The organism is Nitrospirillum karajorum, from assembly GCF_036348415.1.
Classification (GTDB): domain Bacteria; phylum Pseudomonadota; class Alphaproteobacteria; order Azospirillales; family Azospirillaceae; genus Nitrospirillum; species Nitrospirillum amazonense_B.
The window spans coordinates 576,382-603,312 of record NZ_JAZBQB010000004.1 but is presented as its reverse complement, the minus strand read 5'-3'; the positions used below and the strand labels follow the sequence as shown (position 1 = coordinate 603,312).

General features: G+C 66.4%; 18 protein-coding genes. 13 read left to right on the top strand and 5 right to left on the bottom strand.

Translation table 11 applies throughout. The annotated features are described in order from the left end of the window. The 4 genes from UCD39_RS28090 (at position 1) to UCD39_RS28075 (ending at position 8,865) form a co-directional block, all read left to right on the top strand. Positions 1 to 2,493 carry a TonB-dependent receptor gene (locus UCD39_RS28090; RefSeq protein WP_330498900.1) on the top strand — a complete coding sequence of 831 codons (2,493 nt, stop codon included), beginning with the start codon at positions 1 to 3 and terminating at the stop codon, positions 2,491 to 2,493. A gap of 258 nt (positions 2,494 to 2,751) precedes the next feature. Further along, positions 2,752 to 4,527, top strand: a complete 1,776-nt coding sequence (locus UCD39_RS28085) for an alpha-amylase family glycosyl hydrolase (RefSeq protein ID WP_330498899.1) — start codon at positions 2,752 to 2,754, stop codon at positions 4,525 to 4,527. Beyond that, positions 4,524 to 5,456, top strand: coding sequence for an ROK family protein (locus UCD39_RS28080; protein ID WP_330498898.1), 933 nt, complete (start codon positions 4,524 to 4,526; stop codon positions 5,454 to 5,456). The genes UCD39_RS28085 and UCD39_RS28080 overlap by 4 nt, the downstream gene beginning before the upstream one ends. 349 nt (positions 5,457 to 5,805) lie before the next feature. Next, positions 5,806 to 8,865, top strand: coding sequence for a TonB-dependent receptor domain-containing protein (locus UCD39_RS28075; RefSeq protein WP_330498897.1), 3,060 nt, complete (start codon positions 5,806 to 5,808; stop codon positions 8,863 to 8,865). Positions 8,866 to 8,957: 92 nt separating this feature from the next. Here the strand turns inward: UCD39_RS28075 and UCD39_RS28070 are convergent, their stop codons facing one another. The 3 genes from UCD39_RS28070 to UCD39_RS28060 form a co-directional block, all read right to left on the bottom strand. Further along, the gene (locus UCD39_RS28070; protein WP_330498896.1) at positions 8,958 to 9,095 is read right to left on the bottom strand and encodes a hypothetical protein; all 138 of its coding nucleotides are present in this window, start codon (positions 9,093 to 9,095) and stop codon (positions 8,958 to 8,960) included. Between the two features lie 64 nt (positions 9,096 to 9,159). Continuing rightward, positions 9,160 to 10,515: an IS5 family transposase gene (locus tag UCD39_RS28065; protein WP_330497857.1), complete on the bottom strand. Its 1,356-nt coding sequence runs from the start codon at positions 10,513 to 10,515 to the stop codon at positions 9,160 to 9,162. 172 nt (positions 10,516 to 10,687) lie between these two features. After that, positions 10,688 to 12,760, bottom strand: coding sequence for a TonB-dependent receptor (locus UCD39_RS28060; protein WP_330498895.1), 2,073 nt, complete (start codon positions 12,758 to 12,760; stop codon positions 10,688 to 10,690). A gap of 444 nt (positions 12,761 to 13,204) precedes the next feature. On the opposite strand from UCD39_RS28060, the gene UCD39_RS28055 reads away from it, so the two are divergent. From UCD39_RS28055 to UCD39_RS28040, 4 genes are all read left to right on the top strand, one after another. Continuing rightward, positions 13,205 to 13,750 (top strand): hypothetical protein, encoded by a 546-nt coding sequence (locus UCD39_RS28055; RefSeq protein ID WP_330498894.1) that lies wholly within the window; start codon positions 13,205 to 13,207, stop codon positions 13,748 to 13,750. 183 nt (positions 13,751 to 13,933) lie between these two features. Further along, on the top strand, positions 13,934 to 16,228 hold the full coding sequence (locus UCD39_RS28050) for a TonB-dependent receptor (RefSeq protein WP_330498893.1): 2,295 nt from the start codon (positions 13,934 to 13,936) through the stop codon (positions 16,226 to 16,228). A 47-nt stretch (positions 16,229 to 16,275) separates the two neighbouring features. After that, the gene (locus tag UCD39_RS28045; protein ID WP_330498892.1) at positions 16,276 to 16,650 is read left to right on the top strand and encodes a copper resistance protein CopC; all 375 of its coding nucleotides are present in this window, start codon (positions 16,276 to 16,278) and stop codon (positions 16,648 to 16,650) included. Positions 16,651 to 16,668: 18 nt separating this feature from the next. Continuing rightward, on the top strand, positions 16,669 to 18,582 hold the full coding sequence (locus UCD39_RS28040; protein ID WP_330498891.1) for a CopD family protein: 1,914 nt from the start codon (positions 16,669 to 16,671) through the stop codon (positions 18,580 to 18,582). A 15-nt stretch (positions 18,583 to 18,597) separates the two neighbouring features. Here UCD39_RS28040 and UCD39_RS28035 read toward each other — a convergent pair whose 3' ends face one another. Continuing rightward, the gene (locus UCD39_RS28035; RefSeq protein WP_330498890.1) at positions 18,598 to 19,047 is read right to left on the bottom strand and encodes a GlcG/HbpS family heme-binding protein; all 450 of its coding nucleotides are present in this window, start codon (positions 19,045 to 19,047) and stop codon (positions 18,598 to 18,600) included. A 21-nt stretch (positions 19,048 to 19,068) separates the two neighbouring features. Further along, positions 19,069 to 20,427, bottom strand: a complete 1,359-nt coding sequence (locus UCD39_RS28030; RefSeq protein ID WP_330498889.1) for a metal-dependent hydrolase family protein — start codon at positions 20,425 to 20,427, stop codon at positions 19,069 to 19,071. 256 nt (positions 20,428 to 20,683) lie between these two features. Here UCD39_RS28030 and UCD39_RS28025 point away from each other — a divergent pair, with 256 nt between their 5' ends. The 5 genes from UCD39_RS28025 (at position 20,684) to UCD39_RS28005 (ending at position 26,826) form a co-directional block, all read left to right on the top strand. Further along, positions 20,684 to 21,619 (top strand): VOC family protein, encoded by a 936-nt coding sequence (locus UCD39_RS28025; RefSeq protein WP_330498888.1) that lies wholly within the window; start codon positions 20,684 to 20,686, stop codon positions 21,617 to 21,619. Between the two features lies 1 nt (position 21,620). Continuing rightward, the gene (locus tag UCD39_RS28020) at positions 21,621 to 22,022 is read left to right on the top strand and encodes a Rieske (2Fe-2S) protein (protein WP_330498887.1); all 402 of its coding nucleotides are present in this window, start codon (positions 21,621 to 21,623) and stop codon (positions 22,020 to 22,022) included. Between the two features lie 176 nt (positions 22,023 to 22,198). Beyond that, positions 22,199 to 24,670, top strand: coding sequence for a TonB-dependent receptor plug domain-containing protein (locus UCD39_RS28015; RefSeq protein ID WP_330498886.1), 2,472 nt, complete (start codon positions 22,199 to 22,201; stop codon positions 24,668 to 24,670). A gap of 161 nt (positions 24,671 to 24,831) precedes the next feature. Continuing rightward, positions 24,832 to 25,767 (top strand): DUF6624 domain-containing protein, encoded by a 936-nt coding sequence (locus UCD39_RS28010; protein ID WP_330498885.1) that lies wholly within the window; start codon positions 24,832 to 24,834, stop codon positions 25,765 to 25,767. Positions 25,768 to 25,872: 105 nt separating this feature from the next. After that, positions 25,873 to 26,826, top strand: a complete 954-nt coding sequence (locus UCD39_RS28005) for an IS481 family transposase (protein ID WP_330498884.1) — start codon at positions 25,873 to 25,875, stop codon at positions 26,824 to 26,826. Positions 26,827 to 26,931: the final 105 nt, after the last annotated feature.

Here is a 26,931-nt window from a genome sequence, read left to right as displayed (position 1 = left end):
ATGAAGCGCCGTTTGGCCCGCGCCCTGCTGTTGGGCGCCGCCGTCACCGTCACGCCTGCCCTGTTCACCCCCGCCCTGGCCGACGAGGATCCCGCCCAGGACGCCGCCAAGAACCAAGCCCAGCAGGGCCTGGACCTGGATGAGATCGTCATCACCGCCACGGCCCTGCCGCAGAGCAAGTTCAACACCAGCGTCTCGGTCAGCACCCTGAACCCCGACCAGATCGCCCAGTCGTCCCCCAGCAGCGCCGCCGACATCCTGCGCAACATTCCGGGCTTCCGGGCCGAGGCGTCGGGCGGCGAAGGCAACGCCAACATCGCCGTGCGCGGCCTGCCGGTCGCCTCCGGTGGCGCCAAGTTCCTGCAATTGCAGGAAGACGGCCTGCCCATCATGCAGTTCGGGGACATCGCCTTCGGCACCGCCGACACCTATCTGCGCGCCGACTACAATGTCGCGCGGGTGGAGGCCATCCGCGGCGGCTCCGCCTCCACCTTCGCCAGCAACGCGCCGGGCGGCGTAATCAATTTCGTCAGCGACACGGGCGAGAAGGAGGGCGGCGCCATTGGCCTGACCCGCGGCCTCGATTACAACGAGACGCGGGCCGACTTCGCCTATGGCGGCCCCATCGCCCCCGGCTGGCGCTTCCATGTCGGCGGTTATTACCACACTGGCGAGGGCCCGCGGTCCGTCGGCTATGACGACGCCATGAACGGCGGCCAGGTGAAGGCCAATGTCACCCACGACATGGAAAAGGGCTTCATCCGCCTGGACTTCAAGTACCTGAACGACCGGTCACCCGTTTACCTGCCCGTCCCGTTGGCCATTTCCGGCAGCGGCAGCAACCCGCACATCTCCTCCTTGGCCGGGTTCGATGCGCTGAGTGGCGCCTTCCAGTCACCCTACTTCCGCAAGGACCTGGCGATAGACGCCAACGGTAACCGCCTGACCACCAATATCGGCGACGGCTATCACCCCGTCAGCACCGCGTTCGGCGGCGAGGCCTCATTCGAGGTGGCGCCCGGCTGGACGCTGGACGACAAGTTCCGCGTGGCCGACAACACCGGCGACTTCGTCGGCCCCTACCCGCAGGAGGTCGACCGCGCCTCCGTCCTGGCGACGGAGATCGGTGGCACCGGCGCCACCTTGCAATACGCCAGCGGCCCCAACGCCGGCCAGACGGTCAGCGCCGCCAGCGTGGGCGGCAACGGGCTGGCCTCCCGCATCGCCCTGTTCAACGTCAAGCTCAACGACCTGGGCACCTACACCAACGACCTGAAGGTCACCAAGACGCTGGACACCCTGCCCCTGGGCAAGGGCGCCGTCTCCTTCGGCTATTATAAGGCCCGCCAGAACATCGACATGGACTGGCACTGGAACACCTATCTGGAAACGGTCAACGGCAAGGACGCCGTGCTGCTCAACGTGCTGAATGCCAGCGGCAAGACCGTCACCTCCAACGGCCTGGTCGCTTATGGCGAGCCCTATTGGGGCAATTGCTGCGTGCGCAGCTATGACATGCACTATGACATCGACGCGCCCTATGCCGCGGTGAACTGGGCCTGGGACAAGCTGACGGTGGACGCCAGCCTGCGTTACGATTACGGCCATGCCTCGGGCAGCTACGCCGGGCCCACCGGTACCACCGCTTTGGACGTGAACCAGGACGGCGTGCTGCAGGTACCGGAACTGACGGTGCCGGTGGTCAACCAGTCGGTGGCCAACCCGGTCAACTACGACTGGCACTACATCTCCTATTCCATCGGTGCCAACTACGCCATCGACCGCGACCTGGCGCTGTTCGTGCGCTATAGCGAGGGTGGACGCGCCAACGCCGACCGCCTGGCCTTCGGCTCCATCAACGCCGACGGCTCCACCGCCTACCAGAACGCGGTGAACAAGGTGAAGCAGGCCGAGGGTGGCGTGAAATGGCGGTCGGACATCGGCCTCAGCGTCTTCCTGACCGGCTTCTACGCCAATACCGAGGAAGCCAACCAGGACGTGACCTCGCTGACCCAGCGCTTCATCTCCCGCGTCTATGACGCGGAGGGTGCGGAGCTGGAGGCCAGCTACCGCTATGGCGCCTTCCAGCTGGATGCGGGCGTCACCTACACCCATTCCCGCATCACCAAGGATGAGATCACCCCCAGCGACGTGGGCAACGTGCCCCAGCGCCAGGCCGATTTCGTCTACCAGATCACCCCGTCCTATGTGGGTAACGACTACAGCGTGGGCGTGAACATCATCGGCACTACCGACAGCTACGCCGACACCACCAACAAGCTGGTGATGCCCGGTTATGCCCAAGTCAACCTGTTCGCGACCTACAACCTGACCAACGACATCGTCTGGTCCTTCTCCGCCAACAACCTGTTCAACACGCTGGGCCTGACGGAGGTGGACGGCACCACCGATGCCGTGCCCAGCAACGGCATCCTGCTGGCGCGGTCCATCAACGGCCGCACCTTCAAAACCGGAGTCAAGTACAGCTTCTGATCTTGGCACCGGCTGGCGGGTCCCACCTTTCTCTCCCCAGGTGGGTCTCTCCCCAGGTGGGCGCCCGCCCTTGGGCTCTCTCTCGTGGAAACACGCCCGCCAGCCGGTCTTTTTATCGATCATCCTGGGATTTAACGGCATGACCTCTTCCCCCCCAGCCGAGCCCCAAGCCGGGCCGAGTCCCTGCGCCAGCGCCTGGACCGCCACTGGCCGACGGCCGAGGCGCTGCTGCGCCGCCTTTATGCCGGGGTTCCGGATGTGGAGGATTGGCTGGGCCGGGTGCGCAACGTCGTTTCCACCGCCGCGCTGAACCGACCGGCCCCTTTGGCGGAGCGGGACGCCCGCCGGCTGGCGGAATCCGACTGGTTCCAGCGTTCCAACCAGCTGGGCTATTGCTTCTACGTGGATCGTTTCGCCGGCACGCTGGCCGGCGTCCAGGCGCGGCTGGGCTATCTGGCGGATCTGGGCGTCACCTACTTGCACGCCCTGCCCCTGCTGGCCATGCAGGCGGGCGACAACGACGGCGGCTTCGCCGTGGCCGATTACCGCGCCGTCGAGCCCCGGCTGGGCCGGACGGAGGATCTGGCAGCGCTGGCCCAGGCCGCGCATGGCGCCGGGATGGTGCTGTGCCTGGACGTGGTATGCAACCATACCGCCCGCGACCATGCCTGGGCGCAGGCGGCACGGGCGGGCGACCCGCGCTATCGCGCCTACTACCACGTGCTGGAGAGTGCGGAGTCCGTGGCCGCGTATGAGGCCACGCTGGGCCAGGTCTTCCCCAAGACGGCGCCGGGCAATTTCACACCGGAGCCGGCGCTGGCCCGCGATGGCGGCCAGGCCTGGGTATGGACCACCTTCTATCCCTATCAATGGGACCTGAACTACGCCAACCCGGCGGTTTTCCAGGAGATGCTGGAGGTTTTGCTGCACCTGGCCAACCAGGGGGTGGACGTCTTCCGCCTGGACAGCACCCCCTTCCTGTGGAAGGCTCCGGGTACGGCCTGTCGCGGGCTGCCGCAAACCCATTGGGTGGTGCGGGCCTGGCGGGCGCTGCTGACCATCGCGGCCCCCGCCGTGCTGCTGAAGGGCGAGGCCATCGTCGATCCCGATGACGTCGTGTCCTTTTTCGGGCGGGACGACGCCACCGGCCTGCCGGCCGCCAATGAATGCCACCTGGCCTACAACAACGGCATGATGACCGCCCTGTGGTTGGCCCAGGCGACCGGGGACGCGGCCCCCGCCCACGCCCTGCTGGACCGCCTGGCGGTCCGCCCCCGTCAGGCGGCCTGGATCACCTATGTGCGCTGTCATGACGACATCATCTGGGATGCCCTGGCGGCCCTGATCCCGCAGGAGACGCTGCACCGGGTGTCCGCCTTCTACGCTGGCGCCACGCCTGGCAGCTACGCCCTGGGTGCCGCCTTCCAGGCGGACGGCGATGGCGCGCCCAGCACCAACGGTATGGCGGCGTCGCTGGTGGGGCTGCGGCCCGAGGGACGCCCCGGCGAGGCCGACACGGACGCGGCATTGGCGCGCCTGCTGCAACTGTACCAGGTGACCCTGGCCCTGGATGGCCTGCCGGTGCTGTACATGGGGGATGAGATCGCCTTGACCAACGCCCCGCTTGCCGGCCTGCCAGCGGGCGAAGGCCGCTGGCTGCACCGGCCGGACATGGATTGGGACCGTGCCGCCGAACGCGATGACAGCGCCACCGCCGCGGGGACCTTTCGCACAGCTTTGCGCCGCCTGATCCGGGTGCGGGCGACGCTGGACGCCCTAAATGGCATTGAGCCCGCCCGCCCCCTCGCCGGCCTTGCGCCCGGCATCCTGGGATTTGAGCGGGTGGGGGCGCGGGCGGTCCTATGCCTGGCCAACCTGACCGGCCAAGCCGTGACCGTGTCGCTGCCTGCCACTACCGATGCCTGGCGGGACGCGGTGGCGGAGACGGCCATCGACCTGACGGCGCTGCCGCTGGGGCCGTGGCAGACGCGATGGATCGTGGCGGCGGGGCCAACGTCCGAGGTTGCACCATGAAGCGTATCGGCGCCATCGAGCTGGGCGGGACCAAGGCTATCGTGGGGGCGGCCGTCATGGACGGCACCACGCGGCCGCAGACCATTGAGACCATCCGCATCCCCACCACCAGCCCGGAGGAAACGCTGGCGCGCTGCGCCGACACCCTGCGCAACCTGGCCGACCACATGGGCGGGCTGGACGCCGTCGGCATCGCCAGCTTCGGGCCCCTGCAGCTCGATCCCAAGCGCCCCGGCTATGGCGCCATCACCCGCACGCCCAAGCCCGGCTGGGCCGGTGCCGCCGTGCGCGATGCCCTGGCCACCGCCCTAAATGACCTAGGGCCTGGCGTGCCTGTCGCCATCGACACCGACGTCAACGGCGCCGCCATGGGCGAAGGCCGCTGGGGCGCGGCCCAAGGTTTGGACAGCCATGTCTACGTCACCGTCGGCACCGGCATCGGCGTGGGCGTGGTGGTCGGCGGACGGCCGCAGCACGGCCTGGTCCATCCCGAGGGCGGCCATTTGCTGGTACGCCGCGACCCCGCCCGCGACCCCTATACCGGCCACTGCCCCTACCACGGCGACTGCCTGGAGGGCCTGGCCTGCGGCCCCGCCATCGAGGCGCGCGTCGGCCGACCGGCCACCGAGTTGGCCGACGATCACCCCGTCTGGGACCTGGTCGGCGATTACCTGGGACAGATGGCCGCCAACCTGCTGTTCACCCTGTCGCCCCAGCGCATCGTCATCGGTGGCGGGGTCGGCGCCCGGCCCGGCCTGCTGGAGCGCGTCCGCCACCATGCCCGCCGTCACGTCGGCGGCTATATCGACCACCCCGCCGTCACCGGCGACCTTACCGCCTTCATCGTCCCACCGGGCCTGGACGGCGAGTCGGGTCTGGCTGGCGCCCTGGCCCTGGGGTGGGACGCGGCTGCAGGCCGAAGCGCCTGAGTCGCCCCGTTTCTATCGCTAGTTACGGCTCAAAGGCGGCGGCGACCAATGGCTGTGCCAGGTAACGGGCATGGCCTGCCGGGACGCGACGCATGCACTACCCAAATCGGCGGGGGTATGAAAAATTGTCGCACCAAAAAGTTATATAAATGCCCCGGTTGTGTTGCATTCTTGCGACGCAAACCAAAAACGTTAACCAATGAGCAACAAAACCGCATTGACCCTGGCCCGCCGCTTAAATTTTGATGGACCTACAAACGGGTCTAAAGAACAACGGGGGCAAATGATGGGTCGGTCTACCCAATCTTCGCTTTTTTTCCAGAAGCTTAACCGCCTGCGCCTTTCTTTGATGGTGGGTGCGGCCATCGGCACGGTGGGTGCCGCATCGGGCGCCTGGGCGCAGCAGCAGGGTGGGGAGGCAACCCCGACGCCAGCGCCGCAGACGCAAGTGGCCCAGGCCGCCTCGTCGGCCGATACGAGCACGACCAGCGGGTCGCAGCAGTCCAGCTCGCTCAACGAAATCGTCGTGACCGGGTCGCGCATCAAGCGCGCCAACTTCGACACCATGCAGCCCGCCGAGGTGATGGGCTCGGACGAGATCGCCAAGCGTGGCTTCACCAACCTGGGTCAGGCGCTGCAAGAGCTGCCGGCCTTCAGTGTGCCAGGCAACAGCCCGGTGGGCAGCCAAGGTTCCTTTGGCGCCGGCCAGACCTTCGTCAACCTGTATAATCTGGGCTCCCAGCGCACCCTGACTCTGGTCAACGGTCGCCGTTTCGTCTCCTCCGCCAGTTCGTCCATCTTCGGTGCCGTCGCCGGCAGCCCGGTGGATTTGTCCGCCATTCCCACGGCTCTGGTTGATCGCACCGAGGTGGTTGCGGTGGGTGGCGCCCCCACGTATGGCTCCGATGCCATCGCCGGTACCGTCAACATCATCCTGAAAAAGGATTTCCAGGGCGCCGACGTCAGCGTCTCCAGCGGCCTGTCGGAATATGGTGACGCCGCTGATTACAACGCGTCAGCCGTGCTGGGCCAGAACTTCAACAATGGCCGCGGGAACATCACCGTCGCTGTCCAGTACGACAAGCAGAACGGCCTGACGACGGAAGACCGCCGGGGCACCACCGGCGGCGTGGACACGTTCTTTGGCAGCGCCACCTCGGGCCACACCTATACCCAGCAGCTGTACACCGGCGGCCTGCACTATAATGTCTTCACCAACACCGGTATGCCCATGGTGAAGGATGGGACGCCCATATCCCGCGGAAAGGTCTCCTCCGCCATCACCAATGCGGCGGGCCAGGCCCTGTACTTCGGTCCTGATGGCCAGTTGACCCCATTCATCAATGGTCAGTCGACCGGCAGCTCCCTGTATCAGGCCGGTGGCAGTGGTTTCCCCATCGCGGACTTTGGAAACTTGCTGACGGAGAGCAACCGGACCCAGGCTACGTTGCTCAGCCATTACGACCTGACTGACCATATCCGCTTCAACACCGAACTGTGGTACGGCCACCTGCGCGCCGCCAACCTCCGGGCCCAGCCCTATTACAACACCGCCCTGTTCGGCGGTGCGGGCGACGTCAACGGCAACCTTATCCTCAGCACGGATAACCCCTATCTAAGCGCTGCCGACCAGCAGACCATCATCAACAACCTGACCGCCAAGAACCGCGATCCCAGCACCTTCTACATGGCGCGGGCCAACACGGACCTGGCCACCGGCGCCTTCCGCACCACGACCGACATCTACCGCGTGGTATCGGGCTTGGAGGGCGACTTCTCCGCCCTCAACCGCACCTTCAACTGGGAAGTGACGGGCACCTACGGCAAGTCGGACACGTCGAATGACGACCGTCAGCTGGTCACCCAGAACTTCTTCAACGCCATAGACGCAGTGCGGGACAGCAGCGGCAACATCGTCTGCGCCCCCGGCTATACCAACGCGGCCATCGCCACGCTGAGCAGCACCTGCGCGCCGCTGAACATCTTCGGCATCAACCATGCCAGCAAGGCGGCGACGGACTACATCACCGCCATCGCCCATCCCAAGCAGAGCAATGCCCAGTACGACGTGCTGGCCGACATTGGCGGTACCATCATCAACCTGCCGGCCGGCGATGCCAAGTTCTCCGCCGGCTATGAGTACCGCCGCGAAACGACAGCCTTCGACCCCGGCGCCTTCTACTATGGTCAGCCCAACGGCGACGGTACCCGCACCCAGTTCGGCAACAGCATTCCCATCGACCCGGTGGCCGGCGAGTACCACACCAACGAGGGCTTCGCCGAAGTGAACATCCCCGTGGTGTCGCCGGACATGAGCGTGCCGCTGATCCACAGCCTGGAGCTGAACGGTTCCGCCCGCTTGGTCGACAACAACCTGACAGGCACCTTCTGGTCCTACACCGGCGGCGGCACCTATCAGCCCATCCGCGACATAACTCTGCGCGGCAACTATACCCGGTCGTTCCGCGCCCCGGCCGTGACGGAAGCCTTCAGCCCCACGGGCCAGATTTTCGACACCGCCAACGATCCCTGCGACGCCCGCTACATCAACGGCGGCCCCAACCCGGCCAATCGCGCAGCCAACTGCGCCGCCGCCGGCATCACCCAGCCCTTCACCTCCAACATCGTCGATTTCACCATCCCGGGCACCAGCTCCGGCAACCCGCATCTGCAGAACGAGATCGCCGACAGCTGGACGGTGGGCACCGTGCTGCGTCCACGCTACGCTCCCGGCCTGACGCTGTCCGCCGACTACATCAGCATCGATATCAGCAACGAGATCTCGCAGCTGGGTGCAACGGACCTGCTGGACGCCTGCTATGACGGCGCCCCCGGCAATTCCTTCTGCAACACCTTCACCCGCGACAGCACGGGCCAGGTGACGTCGGTGTCGGAGGGCTACTACAACGCGGCCATCGAAAGCTTCAAGGCCCTGCAGGCGGAGTTGGACTACGCCTTCAACCTCAGCGACGTCGGTCTGCCGGACACTTATGGCGCCATCGACTTCAGCGTCAATTACCTGCACACCTTCAGCCATTATTACAAGGTGGGCACAGGCGACAAGCAGTACACTGTGGGTGGGGTGCAGGAGCCTCGCAACAACTTCACCGCCAATATCAACTACAAAAATGGCGGCTTCGATTTCCTGTGGCAGACCCAGTATTACAGCGAAACCCGCATCAGCGTGAATACGCCGCTGTCCAACTACCAGTACCCGGTCATGGACCCGTATGTGATGTACAACGCCTCGGCGGGGTATGAATTCGAGGGCGGCTATCGCCTCCGCTTCATCGTGGACAACGTGCTGAACTCCCATGTCCCCTTCCCGCAGGCGGGATACAGCACCAGCCGGTACTTCAGTTCCATCCTGGGCCGCTACTATCGCCTGACGGCCGGTTACAAGTTCTGATCTGCTGTTAGGTCGAGCGGATAAAAAAATGGCCCGCCTCCGGTTCATCCCGGGGGCGGGCCAATATCCGTCACAGGTAGGGAGGAAGAGGCCTACCAGTGCACGGCCAGCCGCGCACCGTAAGTCAAGGGCGGGGCGAAGGTGAAGGAATAGACGTTGCTGCCGCCCTGAGAGGTGAAGGACGAATAGGTAAGCACCCGATTGTCCTCCAGGTTGCGGACATAGGCCATGAGGTCCCAGTGCCCGCTGGGCGCGTAATAGGCCAGTCGCCTGTGAAGAATGGTGCTGATTGGCTCAATTGGAGCTGATCAGGGCCATTTTGCTTTGGACTTGGAGAGCCAGGAAGAGGGCACGCCAAAGGTATTTGAGCCACCTGACGAGGAGGTGGAAGTTGAAGCCGGCGGCGGCGAGGACGGCGTTGATGCGGTCGCCGCTGCGTCCCTTGAGGTAGTTTCGTCCCATGCGGTGCTCGGCCTTGAGGTGTCCGATGATGGGTTCGATGGCGGCCCTGCGTTTCATCTCCCGCTTGATGGCGGCGGTGGTTCTGCGGACCTGGCCAGTGATCCAGACCTTGAACTTGTTGGGATGGTCGTGCCCGCGATAGCCCCTGTCGACGTGGACCCGGTCTGGATCGCGCCCGGTGTTGGCCTTGATGTCGGCGACGGCCTTGGCGAGGGTGTGTCCGTCGAAGGGGTTGCCGTGGATGGCCTGGGCATGGAGGACAAAAAGCCCTCCCTTGGGCTTGGTGATGGGGACGGCGACGCTGACCTTGCAACCGAACTCGTAGGGGGCGCGGGCCTTGCCCTTGCCGATGCATTCGACCTCGGGGGCGTGGAGGGAATAGACCTTCTGCCCGCGCTGGCGCTGGGTCTGCATGCTGATCTTGATGGCCAGGTCACGTAAGGGGCCATAGTGGGCCAGGAGTTCCGGGGCCTCGGCGTCCCCCTTGGCGGCGATCTTGCGGTTGATGTCGCGGATGAGGCGGCCCAGGCGGGTACGCAGGAACTTCAGTTGGCGATTGGCCCGCTTGTGCTGGTGGGCGTGGGTGTAGCGGCCGACCATGATGGCGGCCTTCTTGGCCACGCGCAGATAGCTCTGGCGCAGCGTGATGCCGTTGTCCTTGGCGAAGGCGACCAACTTCTCGATGGCCTTGTGGGTCAGGCGGGCGTCGGTGGGGTGGGCGATGGCCTTGGGCTGGACGGTGGTGTCCACCGCCACCCGCGCCAAGTCCTTGGTGCTGAGGGCGCCGGTGGCCTGGGCCACCCGCAGGCTCTCCTGGATCAGTGCCGCCAGCCGTTCCTCGCCCAGACGCTGGCGCCAGCGGGACATCGACGACCGGTCGAAAGGCAGGTCGTGGCGGAAGACCTCCTCGCCGCAGAAGAACTGGAAATAGGGGTTCTCCGCCCAGCGGGCGGTCAGCACCTCGTCGGACAGATTGTGCATGTGCTTCAGGATCAGCAGGCCCGCCATCAGCCGGACCGGCAGCGGCGGCTGGCCAGGGCCGCCCTTGTAGACACCGCCCAGACGCTGTTCCAGGAAGCCCCAGTCGATCTTCCCCGCCAGCACCACCAGTGGATGCTTCAGGTCGATGATCTGGTCCAGGGCTGGACGCAGAAGGTCTTTCTGTCGGGTATCCCGTGGTCGTGACATGGCCTGTTCCCACCGCTGTTCACAGGGGGAATCGAATCACGAAACGGCCCAAAAGGGGATCCCCAAATCGCAAGAAAGCGGAGGTCGAGCCCCCGCTTTCCTGCAAATCCGATTACTGATCGGGCGCTGAAACACTCACTGTGCCAAAGCGTTAGCGATCATGCACGGACGACTAGGCCAGGCTGAGGTCGGTCTGGTGATAGCCCGGCTGCCGGTCCGCCAGCAAATTGTAGGGCGTCAGGTAGTAGGCGGACAGATAGCGCCCCTGCGCCGTGGCGACCAGATCGCCCCAACTGAAATTAAAGGTGTGCTCCCAGCTCATCCCCAGGGTCCACTTGGGCGACTGCGGCGGGGTGTTGCCCTTCAGGTTCACCGACACGCTGCCGGGGTCCGAGACGCTGCTGACGATGACCGCCTGGGCGCCCGTGAACTTGGTGAACTCGGCGAAGAGATAGTTTGCGGAGAAATGCACCTTGTCGGCCTTGGTGGGCATCACCGTCACCTCGGCCTCGACCCCATCCATGGTGGAGGCGCCGGCGTTCTGTGTGGATAGGACGCTGAGGCCCGTGCCGTCGTTCGTGGGGACGAAGGTGGCCACCTGCTGGCCGGTGTAATCGTAGTGGAACAGGTCGCCGTTCACCTCCAGCCGGTTGTTCCAGAATCGGTTCTTGGTGCCGATCTCATAGGCCCGCAAATCTTCCGGCCCGTAGGTGTTCACCGTGGTGAAGCCGCCGGACTTGTAGCCGCTGCTGGCCTTCACATAGACCATGCTGTCCGGCGCCACCTGCCAATCCAGCCCCACATGCCAGTTGGTGCGATACCAGGAGCCCTGGCCGCCCACGTCCAGCGGCGTGTAGGCGATGGTGTGGCCGCCGCTACCGAAGTACTGGCCGAAATTCAGCGTGTTCTGGGTGCCGACGCGGGACTTTTCGTCATGCGTCCACCGCACGCCCTGGGTGAAGGTCAAGCTGTCGGTCAGCGGCTCCGACACCTGGGCGAACAGGGCGGTGGAGGTGGCGTTCACGTTGGGATAGTTGAACTTGACCGTGTAGACGTCGCGCGCGCCGTTGAACACGGTCGCCGGCGTGAACAGGCCGCTGTCGGTCAGCTGGTCCTCATTGGAGTAATAGACGCCGGTCTGCCAATTGAAGGGGCTGCCCGCCACGCTGGACAGGCGGAATTCATGGCCCTGGGTCGTGTAGTCGCTACGGCTGTCATAGTCGACCACCTGGGTGGCCGTGCCACTGATGTCGTTCAACTGATGGCTGGTGACGCGGCGATAACCGCCGACATAGGTCAGCCGGGCCCAGTCGAAGTCATAGTTCAGCTCCCACCGCAGATCGGACTGAGCCAGGTGAAAGAAGCCCTTCATGTCCAGCGGCCAGTTGGAGGTGTTGCCCAGATCCGGCACATAGGTGGAGGGTACCTTGCCCAACGTCGCCGGGGTGCTGGGCAGCAGGAAGCCGCTGGGCTGGCTGCCAACGCCGCCGGCCCGCATGTATTCCCCGGTGATCAGGGCGGAGAACCGGTCCGTAGGCGTGTATAGGGCCCGGAGGCGAACGGCGCGCATCTGGGCGTCGTCCGACTTGCCGTTATCCCCATGGTCGCGATAGCCGTCACGGTCATTGGTCATGAAGGACGCGCGCAGCGCCAGCGTCTCACTGACCGGGACGTTCACCATGCCCTGGGTGATGATGGAACCGTAGTTGCCGACGTCCAGGGAACCCGAAGCCTCATATTTATCGGACGGGCGGTTGGTGATGATGTTGATGGCGCCGGCGGTGGCGTTGCGGCCATACAGCGTCCCCTGCGGCCCGCGCAGCACCTCGACCCGGGCGATATCGAACATGGCGCCGTTCAGCCCCAGGGGCCGCGTCAGGTATTCACCGTCGAAGTTCAGGGACACAGCCGGATCGCCCAGTTCCGTCACGTCCTGGCTGGAGATGCCCCGGATGGTGATGACCGTGCTGTTGAGCCCGCCCCCGGCGAAGTTGACATCAGGCGCCGCGTTGCTGAGCGCGTCCACGCTGTTCACACCCAGATTGGCCAGGGCGTCCCCGGTGACCACGTCCATGGCGATGGGGGTCTTCTGCACGTCGGTCGCGCGCTTGGTCGCGGTCACGACGATATCCTGCAAGGTGGTTTCCTCTGCCGCGCCCGCCTCCTGCGCGTTCGACGATGACGCCGTCAACGCCACCATCGCCGTGCCCAGCATCAGGGCGCACGGCCCCCACATCTTCCGCATGCGCGTTCCCTCCCGGAACTAGAATTATTGTTCGAGTTCTTGGATAACCACTCCCTTGCCGAACTGTCAATGCGGCTTCACCGATACCCACCTATCAGTGAACTGAACGTCATCCCAGCCGGAGATTAACTGTCCTCCTCTCACCGAAGGCCGTCGTCGGCCCGCCATTTTTCTGGATTCTCGCTTTTAGCGGCGCAAGCCGAAATCCCGTGCGGGGGGCCTGTCGAGCAAATGGGCCAGGGATAGGTTCCGCAGAATTATTATTCTAATATGTGCGGCCGTTTGAGGCACGCGGCACCCCTTCACCCCTCGGCAGACACCATCGGGGGGAGATGGCCGGCTTGATCCATCTCAGGGTGGACAAATGGCGGTCGGAATAGGATGCTGGCCAGCACATCGTTTCGGTTGCCAACCAACAGTCGAATAACCCATATAAGTAGCACCATGACGCCTTTCCTCCTGCTTCCCCTGTCGGCTGCGCTGGCCGCCGTGCTGAGGTCCCTGGACCTCGGGCGCGTCCGGCGGGCGCCGAGGGCATGGGCCTGGGTGGTTCTGGCGGCGGTGCTGCTGCGCGGATTGATTCCTGTCGGCTACATGGTCAACACCGCTGGCGGACCGGCCCCCTTCATGTTGTGCCCCGGTGTGCACGACCTGATGGACAGTGTGATGGGGGCTGCCCCCGCGGATAACGGCTTGGCCGTCACCCCGTCCGCGCACGCCCACCACCATCACCCCGATGCGGAAGCCGGCGGTTTACCGATACCGGGCCAGGCCGTTCCCCACGATCATCGGACGGGCAGCGACCAGGACCATATGGGCCCCTGCGCCTTCGCCACCCTGGCGGCGCTGGCCATCCCGCTGCTGTTGCTGGTCCTGGCCCTACCCACCCGGCGCGTTGGCCAAAGCTGGCGCCCCGTCACGCGGTCACGCCGCCCCCGGTCACGCCTGCCGGGCACACCGGGCGCCCGCGCCCCACCCCTGGCCGCCTGAACGCCCGGGGTCCTTCACCCATCCACAGTGCGATACCGCGACCCGTCGCGGCCTCCGGGCATCCCAGCCATAGCCCGCCGTTCCGTCCCCTCCACGGGATGGGCGACGGCCCCCTGTCCAGAACGGTCATGCCGCCCGGATCATCCGGGCCGCCGCCGGCCGTTCCCCGAAGGATCGCCTTTCATGGTTCGCCCATCCTGGGTTCGCCCATCCCGGCGCCTGTCGCGCCGCCTGTTCACCGCCGCCGTCGCCCTGGGCGCCGGCCTGGCCGCGGGTCCGTCCCTCGCCGCGCCTGAGGCCGATATCGACCTGGACTTGGCCGCCAACCCCATCATCATCACCGCCGACCGCCCCTCCATGGAGCGGTACGCGGCGCCGCAGACGGTGGTGGGTGTCACCGGCGTCGCGGTGATGGAAACGCAGAACGTCCTGGACAGCGAGGACGCGCTGAAATACCTGCCCAGTCTGTTCCTGCGCAAACGCAACAACGGCGACACCCAGGCGGTGCTGGCCACCCGGACGTGGGGTGTGAACTCCAGCGCGCGCACCCTGGTCTATGCCGATGACGTGCTGATCTCGGCCCTGATCGCCAACAACAACACCATCGGCGCCCCGCGGTGGGGCTTGGTAGCGCCGGAAGAGATCGAGCGGGTAGACGTGCTGTACGGCCCCTATTCCGCCGCCTATGCCGGCAACTCCATGGGCGGCGTGGTGCAGATCACCACCCGCACGCCGGAGAGGCTGGAGGCCGACGCCCGCCAGTCGGAAGCGGTGCAGAGCTTTGGCCTGTACGGCACGCACAAGGACCTGGTGACCTCGCAGACCAGCGCCCATGTCGGCGACCGGATGGGACGCTTCACCTGGTCGCTGAGCGCCAACTACCAGGACAGCGACAGCCAGCCGCTGAGCTTCGTCACCAACGGCAAGGTGCCGACGGGCACCAGCGGCACCTTCCTGGCGCAGAACAAGACCGGGGCCGTGGCCGACGTCGTGGGCGCCAGCGGCCTGCTGCACACACAGATGACCAACGCCAAGCTGAAGCTGGGGTATGACCTGACGCCGGTCTGGCGCCTGAACTACACGCTGGGATACTGGCAGAACGACGCGACGTCCGACGTGCAGACCTATCTGCGCGACAGCACGGGCGCCGCCACCTTCGCCGGCCTGTCCGGCTTCGCCAGCGGCAAGTACAGCCTGTGGCAGAGCCATCTGGCGCAGAGCGTCACCCTGCGCAGCGACAGCAAGGGCCCCTGGGACGCGGAGGTGACGGCCAGCCATTACGAGATGCTGGACGACATCCAGCGCACCCCCACCGGCGTGACCGCCAGCGGCACCGGCTTCAGCACCGCCGGCCGCATCGCCCGCATGGACGGCACCAACTGGACCAACGTGGACGCCAAGGCCCTGTGGCGCACCACGCCGTCCAACACCGTCAGCGTCGGTCTGCACGCGGATCAGTACGAGCTGGTCAACCCCACCTACAGCACCGCCACCTGGCAGGGCGGCAGCGATCAGGGGCAGGGCCTGTACAGCAGCGGCCGGGGCAAGACCCAGACCCTGGCCCTGTGGGCGCAGGACGAATGGACCTTCCTGCCCGATTGGACCGCGACGCTGGGGGGCCGGCTGGAGCGCTGGCAGGCCTTCGACGGCTATAACTACAGCGGCGGCAAGGGGGTGGAGCAGCCGGACACGGAGACGGGCGCCTTCTCGCCCAAGGCCACCCTGACCTGGACACCCGCCGCCGACTGGCACGTCACCGCCTCATTCGGCGAAGCCTACCGCTTCCCCACGGTCAGCGAACTGTACCAGCTGGTTCAGACGGGCACGACCTACACGGCACCCAACGCGAACCTGAGGCCGGAGCGGGTGTTGAGCGGCGAGCTGGCGGTGGAACGCACGTTCACGGATGGGCGCGTGCGGCTGTCGCTGTTCCAGGAGAACACGCACGACGCCCTGATCGCGCAAACGACCTTCCTGACGGGCGCCACGCCGGTCAGCTACACCGTGAACGTGGATGAGGTGCGCAACCGCGGTGTGGAACTGGCGGCCAACCAGCGCGACGTTCTGGTCAAGGGGCTGGAGCTGTCGGGCAGCGTCACCTATGTCGACAGCACCATCCTGTCCGATCCCAACTTCGCCAGCAGCGCCGGCACCACGGCCACGGGCAAGCATGTGCCCTATGTTCCCGACTGGCGCGTCACGCTGGCGGCGACATACCGGCCGGATGAGCAATGGGCCTTCACCATCGCCGGCCGCTATAGTGGAAAGCAGTATTCGACGCTGGACAACACCGACAGCGTCGCCAAGGTATTCGGCGCCTTCGACAGCTTCCTGGTCGCCGATGTCCACATCAACTACAAGATGCTGGACAATTTGACGCTGGACCTGGGCGTCGACAATCTCAATGATGAGAAGTACTTCCTGTACCACCCCTTCCCGGGGCGGACTTTCTTCGGCGGCCTGAAAGTGTCGCTCTGACGCCCGGTCACGTCACCCGTTTCCCCTTTCATCTCAAGGATACGCCCATGACCTACCGCACCGTCGCGGCCTCCGCCGCCGCCTTCGTCATCGCCCTGGGCCTGGCCGGCACCGCCGCCGCCCATGCCCACCTGAAGCGCTCCGTCCCCACCGCCAGCGGCACCACCGCCGCGCCGACGCAGGTGGAAGCCTGGTTCACCGAGGATCTGGAACCGAAGTTCAGCACCATCACCGTTACGGGCCCCGGCCCCAACGGGGCCAAGGTGGACAAGGGCGACACCCACACCGACCCGGCCGACGCCAAGCACCTGATCGTCAGCATCGACGGCGCCGCCCCCGGCACCTACACCGTGAACTGGGCCGTCACTTCGGTCGACACGCACAAGTCCCAGGGCACCTTCACGTTTGAGGTTCAGAAGTAAGGCGCCTAAACAGTTCCCATGAGCACGTTGGAAACCGGCCTGGCCATCGCCCGGGCGCTACACATCGCCCTGGCCCTGGCCGCCTGGGGCCTGCCCGCCTTCGCCCTACTGGTGGTGGGCAAAGCCCCGCCCGGCCCTGCCCGCGACGGGCTGACCGCCACCTTGCGCCGCTGGGCTGGGCGAGCGGCGGCGGCGGCCTTGGCGGCCGGTCTGGTCTGGTTCGCGGCGCAGGCCGCCGTGTTCGTGGGGAACGCCGACCCCGCCGCCGTGATGGGCGCCCTCGCCCCCACGGCGGGCACCCGCTATGGCCATGTCATGTTGCTGCGGCTGGCGCTGCTGGTCGCGGCGCTGGCCGTGGGCCGCCAGGCGTCCACCCGGACGCTGGCGACCCTGCTGGGCCTGTCGTTGGCCCTGCATGCCGGTGTCGGCCATGTCGCCGTCACCCTGGATGCCGCCAGCCTGCCCGGCCTGGTGGCGGAGGTGCTGCACCTGCTGGCGGCCGGCGCCTGGCTGGGCGGCATGGCGGGCCTGTTGATGGCCCTATCGAACCGGAGATTGGCGGCCGACCTGGCCGTGCGCTTCTCGCCGTTGGGCGTCACCTGCGTCACCCTGCTGGCGGCCACCGCCCTGCTGAATGGCGTGGCGCTGATCGGCACTCTGGCCGGCCTGATCGGCACCACCTACGGCCACATCGCCATCGCCAAGGCCGGCCTGTTCGCCCTGATGCTGGGTTGCGCGGCGCTGAACCGCTGGCGCATCGCCCCAGGCTTGGCGCGGGGCACGGTCTCCCTGGGGGCGCTGCGGGCCTGCGTGCTGGTGGAATTGGGCCTGGGCACTGCCGTGGTGGCGCTGGCCGCCTGGCTGGCTAGTGTCGTCCCGGGTGTGCATGACCAGCCGCTGTGGCCCTTCGCCCGCAAGCTGAGCGGCGAAATCCTGTCCGATCCTGATTACGGCGGCATGGCCTGGAAGGCCTTGGGCCTCACAGCCCTAGGGGTCATTTCCCTCATCGGTGTCGCCTTCCCGCCAGGCAAAGGAGCTTGGCGGCGGCCATCGTTAAAGCGCAGGGCCGTTGAGGCGGTGCTCGCCGCCGGCTTTCTATGGTTCGGCGTCCCCGACCTGGACCTGCTGACGGTGGAGGCCTTCCCCACCAGCTATTGGTCCTCCCCCACCGGGTTCACCGCCGCCTCGGTGGCGCAGGGTGCCGCCCTGTTCCCCGGCCACTGCGCCCGCTGCCATGGCACCGGGGGCGCCGGCGATGGGCCGGACGCGGCCAAGCTGAGCATCCCGCCGGCCGACCTGACCGCCCACCACCTGCTGGACCATAGCGAGGGCGACATCTTCTGGTGGCTGACCCACGGCATGCCCGACCCCGATGGCAAGCTGGTCATGCCGGCCTTCGCCGACCAATTGTCGGAGGATGAGCGCTGGGCCCTGATCGATTACATCCACACCCTGAACAGCGGCACGACGGTGGCGGAGGCCAAGGGCGTGTGGACCTGGGGCATGCCGGCGCCGGAACTGGACCTGAGCTGTCCGGCCGGTGGCGCCCTGGCCAGGGCCGGCAGCTTGGCCGACCTGGCCGGCCATCCCCTGCTGCTGGCCATCGGCTATGCCGAGGTATCCCCGCAAGCGGTGACGGCGGTGCAGGCGACACCGGTGGTGCCCGTCATCGTCAGCACCGATCCCGACCGGCCGCCACCCGAAACCGCCTGTGGCAGCACCAGCCCGGAGGCGGCCGTGGCCTATCGCACCATCGGCGGCGCGCCGGAGGGGCCGCTGCTGGTGCTGGTGGACAGCCGGGGCGCCCTGCGAACGGTCTGGCAAGGTCCCTTCCCGGCCACGCCGGCCGCCGTCGCCATGCTGACCGCCAAGGCGGAAGAAGCCGAGCGTCATCCCTTCGCCACCGGCGGCGGCGGGCACCACCATCACTGAGCGGGCAGAGGGACGTCAGGCGGCGCCGGTGTCGGCCTTGAGCCCCAGCGGGCCACCCACAGCCTGCAGCGCCGCCACGGCGCAGATCTCGTCATTGTCGGAGGTGTCGCCGGACACGCCGACCGATCCCACGATGCGGCCCCCGGCATCGCGGATCAGCACACCGCCCGGCACCGGCACCATCTTGCCATCGGCCAGTTCGATGGCGGCGGTGAAGAAGGCCGGCATCTTGGCGGCGCGCTGCGCCAACTCGCGCCCGCCGAACCCCATGCCCAGCACGCCCCAGGCCTTGCCGGTGGCGATCTGCGGCCGCAGCAGGCTGGAGCCGTCGTCGCGGGCCAGCGCCACCACATGGCCGCCGGCGTCCAGCACGGCGGCGGTCAGCGGCGCGAAACCGCGCACCTTGCCCTCGGCCAGGATGGCCTCCACCAGTTTCAGCGCCACGGCGCAGGTCAGGACGGTCATCGCGTTCTCCCTTCGAGCGACTTATTGGGCCGCACTGTGCCACAGGCCCAGCTCCACCGCACGGTCGCGGGTGTAGACGTCCGTCCATTTCAGGCTGCTGAGATGGGTGACCTTGTACGGGTCATAGCGCCGCGCCTCCACGGCAACCGGCACGCCACCGATATGGACGGCCGTGACGACGCCCGGTCGCTGCAGCACGGCGACATCGGCCAGCGGATCACCGTCCACGAAGATGAAGTCCGCCCGCCGGCCGGGATCGATGGCGCCCAGGGTGTGCCCGCGCGGCATGGCCCGGGAAGAGACGCTGGTGGCGGCGCGCAGGGCCTGGGCGGGCGAGAAGCCCAGCCAGTCCACCAGGATCTCGATCTCGCGCGCGTGCCATTCACCATAGGGGGTGACGGCGAAGCCGCTGTCGCTGCCGGTCATGAAGGGCACGCCGGCCTGGCGCATGCGGGTCAAGGTGCGCTTCGCCACCTCGATGATGCGGCGCTGCGCCCCCTGGTAGCCGGAGCCGGCGGTGGGCTCATGCGGTTGCCCGAATTCCACGTTGTTGCGCAGGAAGGTCAGGGTGGGGCTGACATGGCTGCCGGATTTCAGCATGGCCTCGATGCATTCATCATCGGCGAAGAAGGCATGGTTGATGACATCAACCCCGGCCCGCGCGGCATACAGCACCGCCTCTTTACCATAGGCATGCGTCACCACCTTTTTGCCCAGGCGGTGGGCCTCCGCCACCATGGCGCCGATCTCCTCCTGCGTGAAGGCGGCGATGTGAGTGCCATCCTCGCGGAAATGGGTGCCATCCATGGCGATCTTGATGACGTCCACCCCCGCCTTGGCCTGACGCCGCACCTCCTCGATCTGGGCGTCGCGTGTGGTGCACAGGCGGCCCGTCACATAGTCGGGGGTTCCGACATGCTCGGGAAACCAGTCGTTCAGGCTGTGGCGATTGGCGATGACGCAGCTGCTGGCGGCGATGCGGGGGCCGGTGAACAGGCCGGCATTGATGGCGTCACGGACGGAGATGCTGCAATTGCCGGCGTCGCCCGGCACGACGATGGAGGTGTAGCCCGCCGCCAGCACGCGCTGCGCGAAGAACAGGCCGCGCAGGGCCCGGAACTCCGGCGTGCCCCAGAAATCAATGTCCTCCTCGCCCCGGGCGTTGCCGAAGACGATGTGCGTGTGGGCATCGACCAGGCCAGGCATGACGAAGCGGTCGCCGGCGTCGATCACGGTGTCGGTGGTGGCCGACGCGGGGGCGTCTGCGGTGGGGCCGACATGAATGAACAGGCCATCCTCGATCACCAGGGTCTGATCGGCGCGGGTGCCATCCTCCAGCCCGGTGAACAGGCGGCGGCAGCGGACAAAGGTGCGCGGCATGGCTTGGACTCCACCCCTCGGTTCTTGTTGACGGAACGCTAGGCGGCCGGGCGAGCCGTTGAGAAATGGATATTTCCGTTGAGAATTTATCGCCGCGGCGCATAGGCGCGAGGGCCGGGGCGTTCCCGACCCATCGGTTTCGTCCATACATGAGCATGGAAAGGAACGGTTTTTATCAAAGGCGACTGCCCCCGTAAGGTTCAGCCTGGATCGCCCCGGAGGAGAGGGCGGCCCCAACTCGGGAGACGAACGCCTCATGAATATCATCGGACCGGACGCCCTGGTGTTCGGTGTCGACGATGTCGACGCCTGCAGCCAATACCTGACGGACTATGGCCTGACGCCCGCCGGCGACGGCCGGTTCGAGGCGCTGGACGGCACCTGCGTCATCGTTCGGGCCGCCGACGATCCCCGCCTGCCACCCGCCATCGGTCCCGCCCCGTCCATCCGCGAGATCGTCTACGGTGTGGGCGACGCGGAGACGCTGGAGGCCATCGCCGCCGAACTATCCAAGGACCGTGAAGTGCGCCGGGGCGAGGGCGGCAGCGTGCATGCCGACGACGATTCCGGGTTCCACCTCAGTTTCGCCCTGACCATCCGCCGGCCGTTCACCGCGCCGGCCGACTTGACCAACGCCCCCGGCCACCCGCCGCAGCGCGGGCCCAACCTGGTGGGCATCGACATCGACATGAAGGCGGAGCCGCGCACCCTGTCGCACGTGGTGCTGTTCGTGCCCAACATGGAGCAGGCGGAGGCCTTCTACGTCAACCGCCTGGGCTTCCGCGTGACGGACAAGTTCACCGGCGTGGGCCCCTTCCTGCGCCCGGCGGGGACGGACGATCATCACACCCTGTTCCTGATCCAGACGCCGCCCTTCATGAAGGGGGTGGAGCACTTCACCTTCCATATGGGCAGCGGGACGGAGGTGCTGCTGGCCGGCACCCGGTTCGAGGCCAAGGGCTACACCACCTTCTGGGGTCCGGGCCGCCATTTCTTTGGATCGAACTGGTTCTGGTACTTCAACAGCCCCTTAGGCTGTCACGTGGAGTACGACGCCGACATGGACCTGCACGACGATAACTGGGAAGCGCGTCACCGTCCCGCGGGCGCGGACACCTCGCAGCTGTTCCTGTTCACGGCGCGGGAAAAGTGGTACCCCAGCGGCCCGCCGCCCAAGGGCGGCGCGCACTGAGGTGACCGCCGCCACCGAAAACCCCGGGGGCGCCTCCGCCCCCCGGGGCAAGGTTGTGCTGTGCCCGGTGGACGCGCTGCCGCCCGCCGGGCAGGCGCGGGGTTTCGACCCCGCCGGGGCCGGCCGCGACACCGTCTTCGCCTTGCGCCGGGGCGACCAGGTGCTGGTCTACCGCAACCACTGCCCCCACCAGGGCGTGCCCCTGGAATACCGCAAGGACCGCTTCCTGTCCGGCGACGGCCAGCGCATCCTGTGCTACGCCCATGGCGCCCATTTCGACGCCGACACCGGCCTGTGCATCGAGGGCCCCTGCCGGGGCGAGTCCCTGCTGGCGCTGCCGGCGTTCGTGGACGACGGCTGGCTGACATTGGCGGTACCGCCGGACAGTCCACTGCTGCGCTGACCTCGGCACGGGCGTCGTCACGTCCCTGTCATAGAACATTCAGCCGAAGGCGAAATGTCGCATCCCCAACCCTAAGTCGCGTCCCGTAGGCTTTCTGGAAAGAAAAGACGGGCATGGGGAAAATCACCACGAAGCGACCCAGAAACGTATCGCAACGATAATCTGGGAGACTTCATATGGGATTTTGCGGCAATGCGCGGGCCACCGCGCATGAACGGCGTCGTCTGCGCGCCTTTACCGCCCTGACGCTTCTGGCCTCGACCTCCTTGGTATCCACCGCCTGGGCGGCGACGGCGCCCGCGGACAATACGGACATCACCGACATCGTCGTCACGGGCACCCGCCGCATCGACCGGTCGGTCGCCGATAGCCCCTCGCCCGTCGACGTCTTCACGCCGGAAGACCTTGAACGGCAGGCGGGCAGCGACACCCAGGACCTGATCCGCACCCTGGTCCCATCCTTCAACGTTGGCCATTTCTCGAGTGACGATGGCTCGGGCATCGTGCGGCCGCCGACGCTGCGCGGTCTTCCGCCCGACGAGACCCTGGTGCTGATCAACGGCAAGCGCTTCCACCGCTCGGCCCTGGTGCAGATCGCCGGCGACGCCCAGACCTCGGGCTCGCAGGGCGCCGACCTGAACCAGATCCCCGCCATCGCCATCAAACAGCTGGAGGTGCTGCGCGACGGCGCCTCCGCCCAATACGGGTCCGACGCCATCGCCGGCGTCATGAACTTCACCCTGAAGGATGCCGATCACGGCGGCAGCGTCATCGTGCAATGGGGCCAGGATTATGCCGGCGATGGCGCCACCGGCCATATCCAGGTGAATTCCGGCCTGCCCCTGGGCGACAAGGGCTTCGTCAACATCAGCGCCGAATACCAGAAGAACGACCCCACCGACCGCGGGGTGGAGCGCTCGGACGTCACCGCCCTGAAGGCGTCGGGTTACAACCCGGGCCCCAATGGCTACCCCACGCCCAACCAGCGCTGGGGCGACAACGCGGTGGAGGCCGAACGCCTGTTCATCAACAGCGGCATCGACCTGACCGACAATTCCAAGATCTATCTGTTCGGCAACTTCGGCCACAGCAACGAGAAGGAAAGCTTCTATTACCGCGATCCGCTGAGCAGTTGGCTGAGCACCAGCTTCACCCTGGCCAATGGGTCCAGCTTCGCCTGGAACCAGGTCTATCCCGGCGGCTACCATCCCTGGTTCTACGGCGATATCCTGGATAGCAGCATCACCGGCGGCTACAAGACCACCCTCAAATCCGGCCTGATCATCGACGCCAGCGCCAGCTATGGCCGGGATGAGGTGCGGTACAACATGACCAACACCGTCAACCCCTCGCTGGGCCCAAGCAGCCCCACGCAGTTCTACGTGGGCACTCAGACGCAGGAGGAAACGGACCTCAATCTGGACCTGACCTACCCGGTCCATATCGATTGGCTGGCCAGCCCGCTGACCCTGGCCGGCGGCGCCGAATACAGGCGCGAGACCTACACCATCACCCCGGGCGACGCCGCCTCCTACACCTCCGGCGCCTATGCCGCCTATGTGCCAGTGGGGTCCAACGGCATGCCGGGCTTCACGCCCACCGATGCCGGCCAGTTCCCGCGCAGCAACTACGCCTTCTACGCCGACGCCGAAGCGGACGTGATCAAGGATCTGAGCCTGGGCTTCGCCCTGCGCTATGAGGATTTCAGCGACTTCGGCAGCACCACCAACTGGAAGGTCACCGGCCGTTACCAGCTGACCGACTGGGTCGCCGTGCGCTCTTCCGTCAACACCGGCTTCCGCGCGCCCACACCAGGCCAGGAGAACGTCTCGAAGGTCACCACCATCTTCCAGAATGGCAACCCAGTGGAGCAGGGCACCTATCCGGTGGGGAGCGCCATCGCCCGCTATTACGGCTCACAGCCGCTCAAGCCCGAGACATCGTTCAACATCGCCGGCGGCCTGGTCTTCGACCTGCCCTACAAGGTCAACCTGACCGTCGACTACTACAACATCAAGGTCGAGGACCGCATCGGCATCACCAGCACCTATTCGGTGACGGCGGCCGACATCCTGGCCCAGCCGGCCTTGGCGGCGGTGGGCGTCGGCGGCCAGGTGAACTATTTCGCCAACGGCTTCGACACCCGTACCCAGGGCGTCGACATCGTCGCCAACAAGACCTTCGACCTGGACACGGCGGGCGAACTGCACGCCACGGCGGCCATGAACATCAACCACACGGTCGTCACCAAGTACAACCCCACGGTCATTGGCCTGGGCCAGGTGCAGGATCTGCAGAACGAAAGCCCCCACTACCGCGCCACGCTGACGGGCGTGTGGGACATCGGCAAGTTCAGCATCCTGGGCCGTGCCAGCTATTTCGGCGCCTGGGAGGACAACGTCAGCATCTGCGGCACCACCTGCCTGGGCCAGAACTTCGATCCCGCCTGGATCTTCGACGCCGAGGTCTCCTACAAGGTGCTGGAAGACCTGACCGCCAGCATCGGCGGCCAGAACGTGGGCGACAAGTACCCCGCCAAAATCCGGCCGGAGTTCGGCACCTATGGCGTGGGCCAGCAATATTCCTTCAGCAGCCCCTACGGCTACGACGGCGGCTATTATTATGTGCGCCTGAAGTACGACTTCTAAGCCTGCGGCGCCGCTGGCGCCACAGGCCTCCTTCCTCGGGTTGGCCCCCTGGAAGGTTCCTGAGGGCCGCCGGACTTCCCGCCGGCGGCCCTTTTTTAGTGCTTGGCCTGAAATGGAGGCGGCATCATCGAGGAGAGTGGAGCCCGCTTCCCGGAGAAATCATGCGCCTTGCCCCGTGGCTGACCGCCGTCTGCCTTCTGACACCCTGGGCCGCCATCGCGCAAACCATGCCACCAGCCGGTCCAGGCCCCACCATCGCGGCGGCAAGCGCCTGGGTGGAGGAGGCGTCGACGGACTGCGGCGACGGACCCGTTTGCCTGGGCGCCCGGTTCTCCCTGCTCAATTCCGCCATGGCTGTGTTCATGGGCCTGCCCTGCACCGACGCGGGAAGTTGCGGCCCTGCGGAAATCGGCCTGCGCGACCAGGCCACGGCTGTTTATACGGCCGTGAAGGCCCGGTCGCGTGACGCGCGGATGCCGCTCACCGCCGATGCCCTGGCGGACAGCGGTACGGATGCCGCCGGCTTCAGCGCCACCCTGGACAGCTGGATCTCCGCCGGCCAGGGCGACTGCGGCCTGGGGCGGCGGCTTTGCGTCCTGGGACAACTCTGGCTTCTGACCCAAGCGGATCAAGCGGCCCGCAGCGGCCCACCCTGCAAGGAAGGCGCTGACTGCCAGGCGGCCCGCCTCACCCTCATGCGCCAAACCGACCAGCGGCTGGACGCACCGAAACGGCGCATCCTGACCCTGATGCCTTGGCCCCTGAGCACGACCTGGGGCCCCGCCGCCAGCAATGGCGCCTGGCTGCTGGTGCAACATGCGGACGCCGACCCCGCCTACCAACAGCGGGAATTGGGGATATTGCTGAGCCAGGCGACCCTGCCGCCCGACGAGCGCCGCCACGCCGCCTACCTCATCGACCGGCTGGCCACCGCGTTCCAGCGGGAACAGGTCTACGGCACCCAGGGCCGGTGCGACGAAAGGCGATGGGTCCTGCTGCCGACCCGGGACCCCAGCCATCTGGACGACCGTCGGCACGCGGCTGGACTGAAGCCGATGGCCGCCTATCAGAAAGAAACGGCCGTATTGTGCCAGTGATGCGGACAGACGGCGGGCTAGATGTGAGTTGCCAATAGGTTGTCCACTCGATCCTGCCGGAGGAAGCTGAGGTTGCGAAGCTTCAGCAATCCTCGGGAGGATCGAGTGAACGTGCACAAGAATGCCCGATTGACGCCAAGGGGTCGAGCCGAGTTGGTTCGGCGAGTGCTCGCCGGCGACGGCGTTCAGGCCGTGGCGACAGCCTTCGGCACGACGGCGAAGACCGTCAGGAAATGGGTTGAACGGTACCAGGCCATGGGCCTGCCCGGCCTGGAGGACCGGTCCTCCAGGCCGCACCGACTGCGCAAGCCCACACCGCCGGCCGTGGTGGAACAGATCATCGCTTCGCGCCGGCAGCGCTTGGTCGGGAAGCAAATCGCCCAGGAAGCTGGGGTCTCCTGCTCAACGGTCAGCCGTGTCCTCCGGGCTGCGAAACTCAGCCGCGCCAAAGACCTTCAACCGCAGGAACCGGTCATCCGCTATGAGCGCAAGGCACCAGGCGAACTGATCCATCTGGACATCAAGAAGCTGGGCCGCTTCGAGAAAGTCGGCCATCGCATCACCGGCGACCGTACTGGCCAGAGCAACAGCCGAGGCGTCGGCTGGGAGTTCGTCCACGTCTGCATCGATGACGCCTCACGCTTGGCGTTCAGCCAGATCATGAAAGACGAGACAACCCAAAGCTCCGTCCCGTTCCTCAAGGCCGCGGTCGCCTACTACGCCAGCCTGGGCATAAAGGTCACCCGCGTCATGACCGATAACGGTTCCTGCTACAGGGCCTTCGCCTTCCGCGACGCCTGTGCCGAGTTGGGCCTGAAACACATCAGGACAAAACCCTACACCCCGAAAACCAACGGCAAGGCCGAGCGCTTCATTCAAACCGCCCTGCGGGAGTGGGCCTACGCAAAGGCGTATCCCTCCTCAGACGGGCGCGCCGCCGAATTGCCCGCCTGGCTGCACCGATACAACTGGCATCGACCACACAGCAGCCTAAAATCATTGCCGCCCATCAGCCGCATCGGCCTCGATCGGGACAACCTGATGACACTCCACAGCTAGACCATCAAGATCGACGGCCATATTAATAAAGTAGAAACCAAATAAGACCAAGACAACATCATTGAGATAGAATTTGAATATAAAACACGAGCAGGACGAGAACAT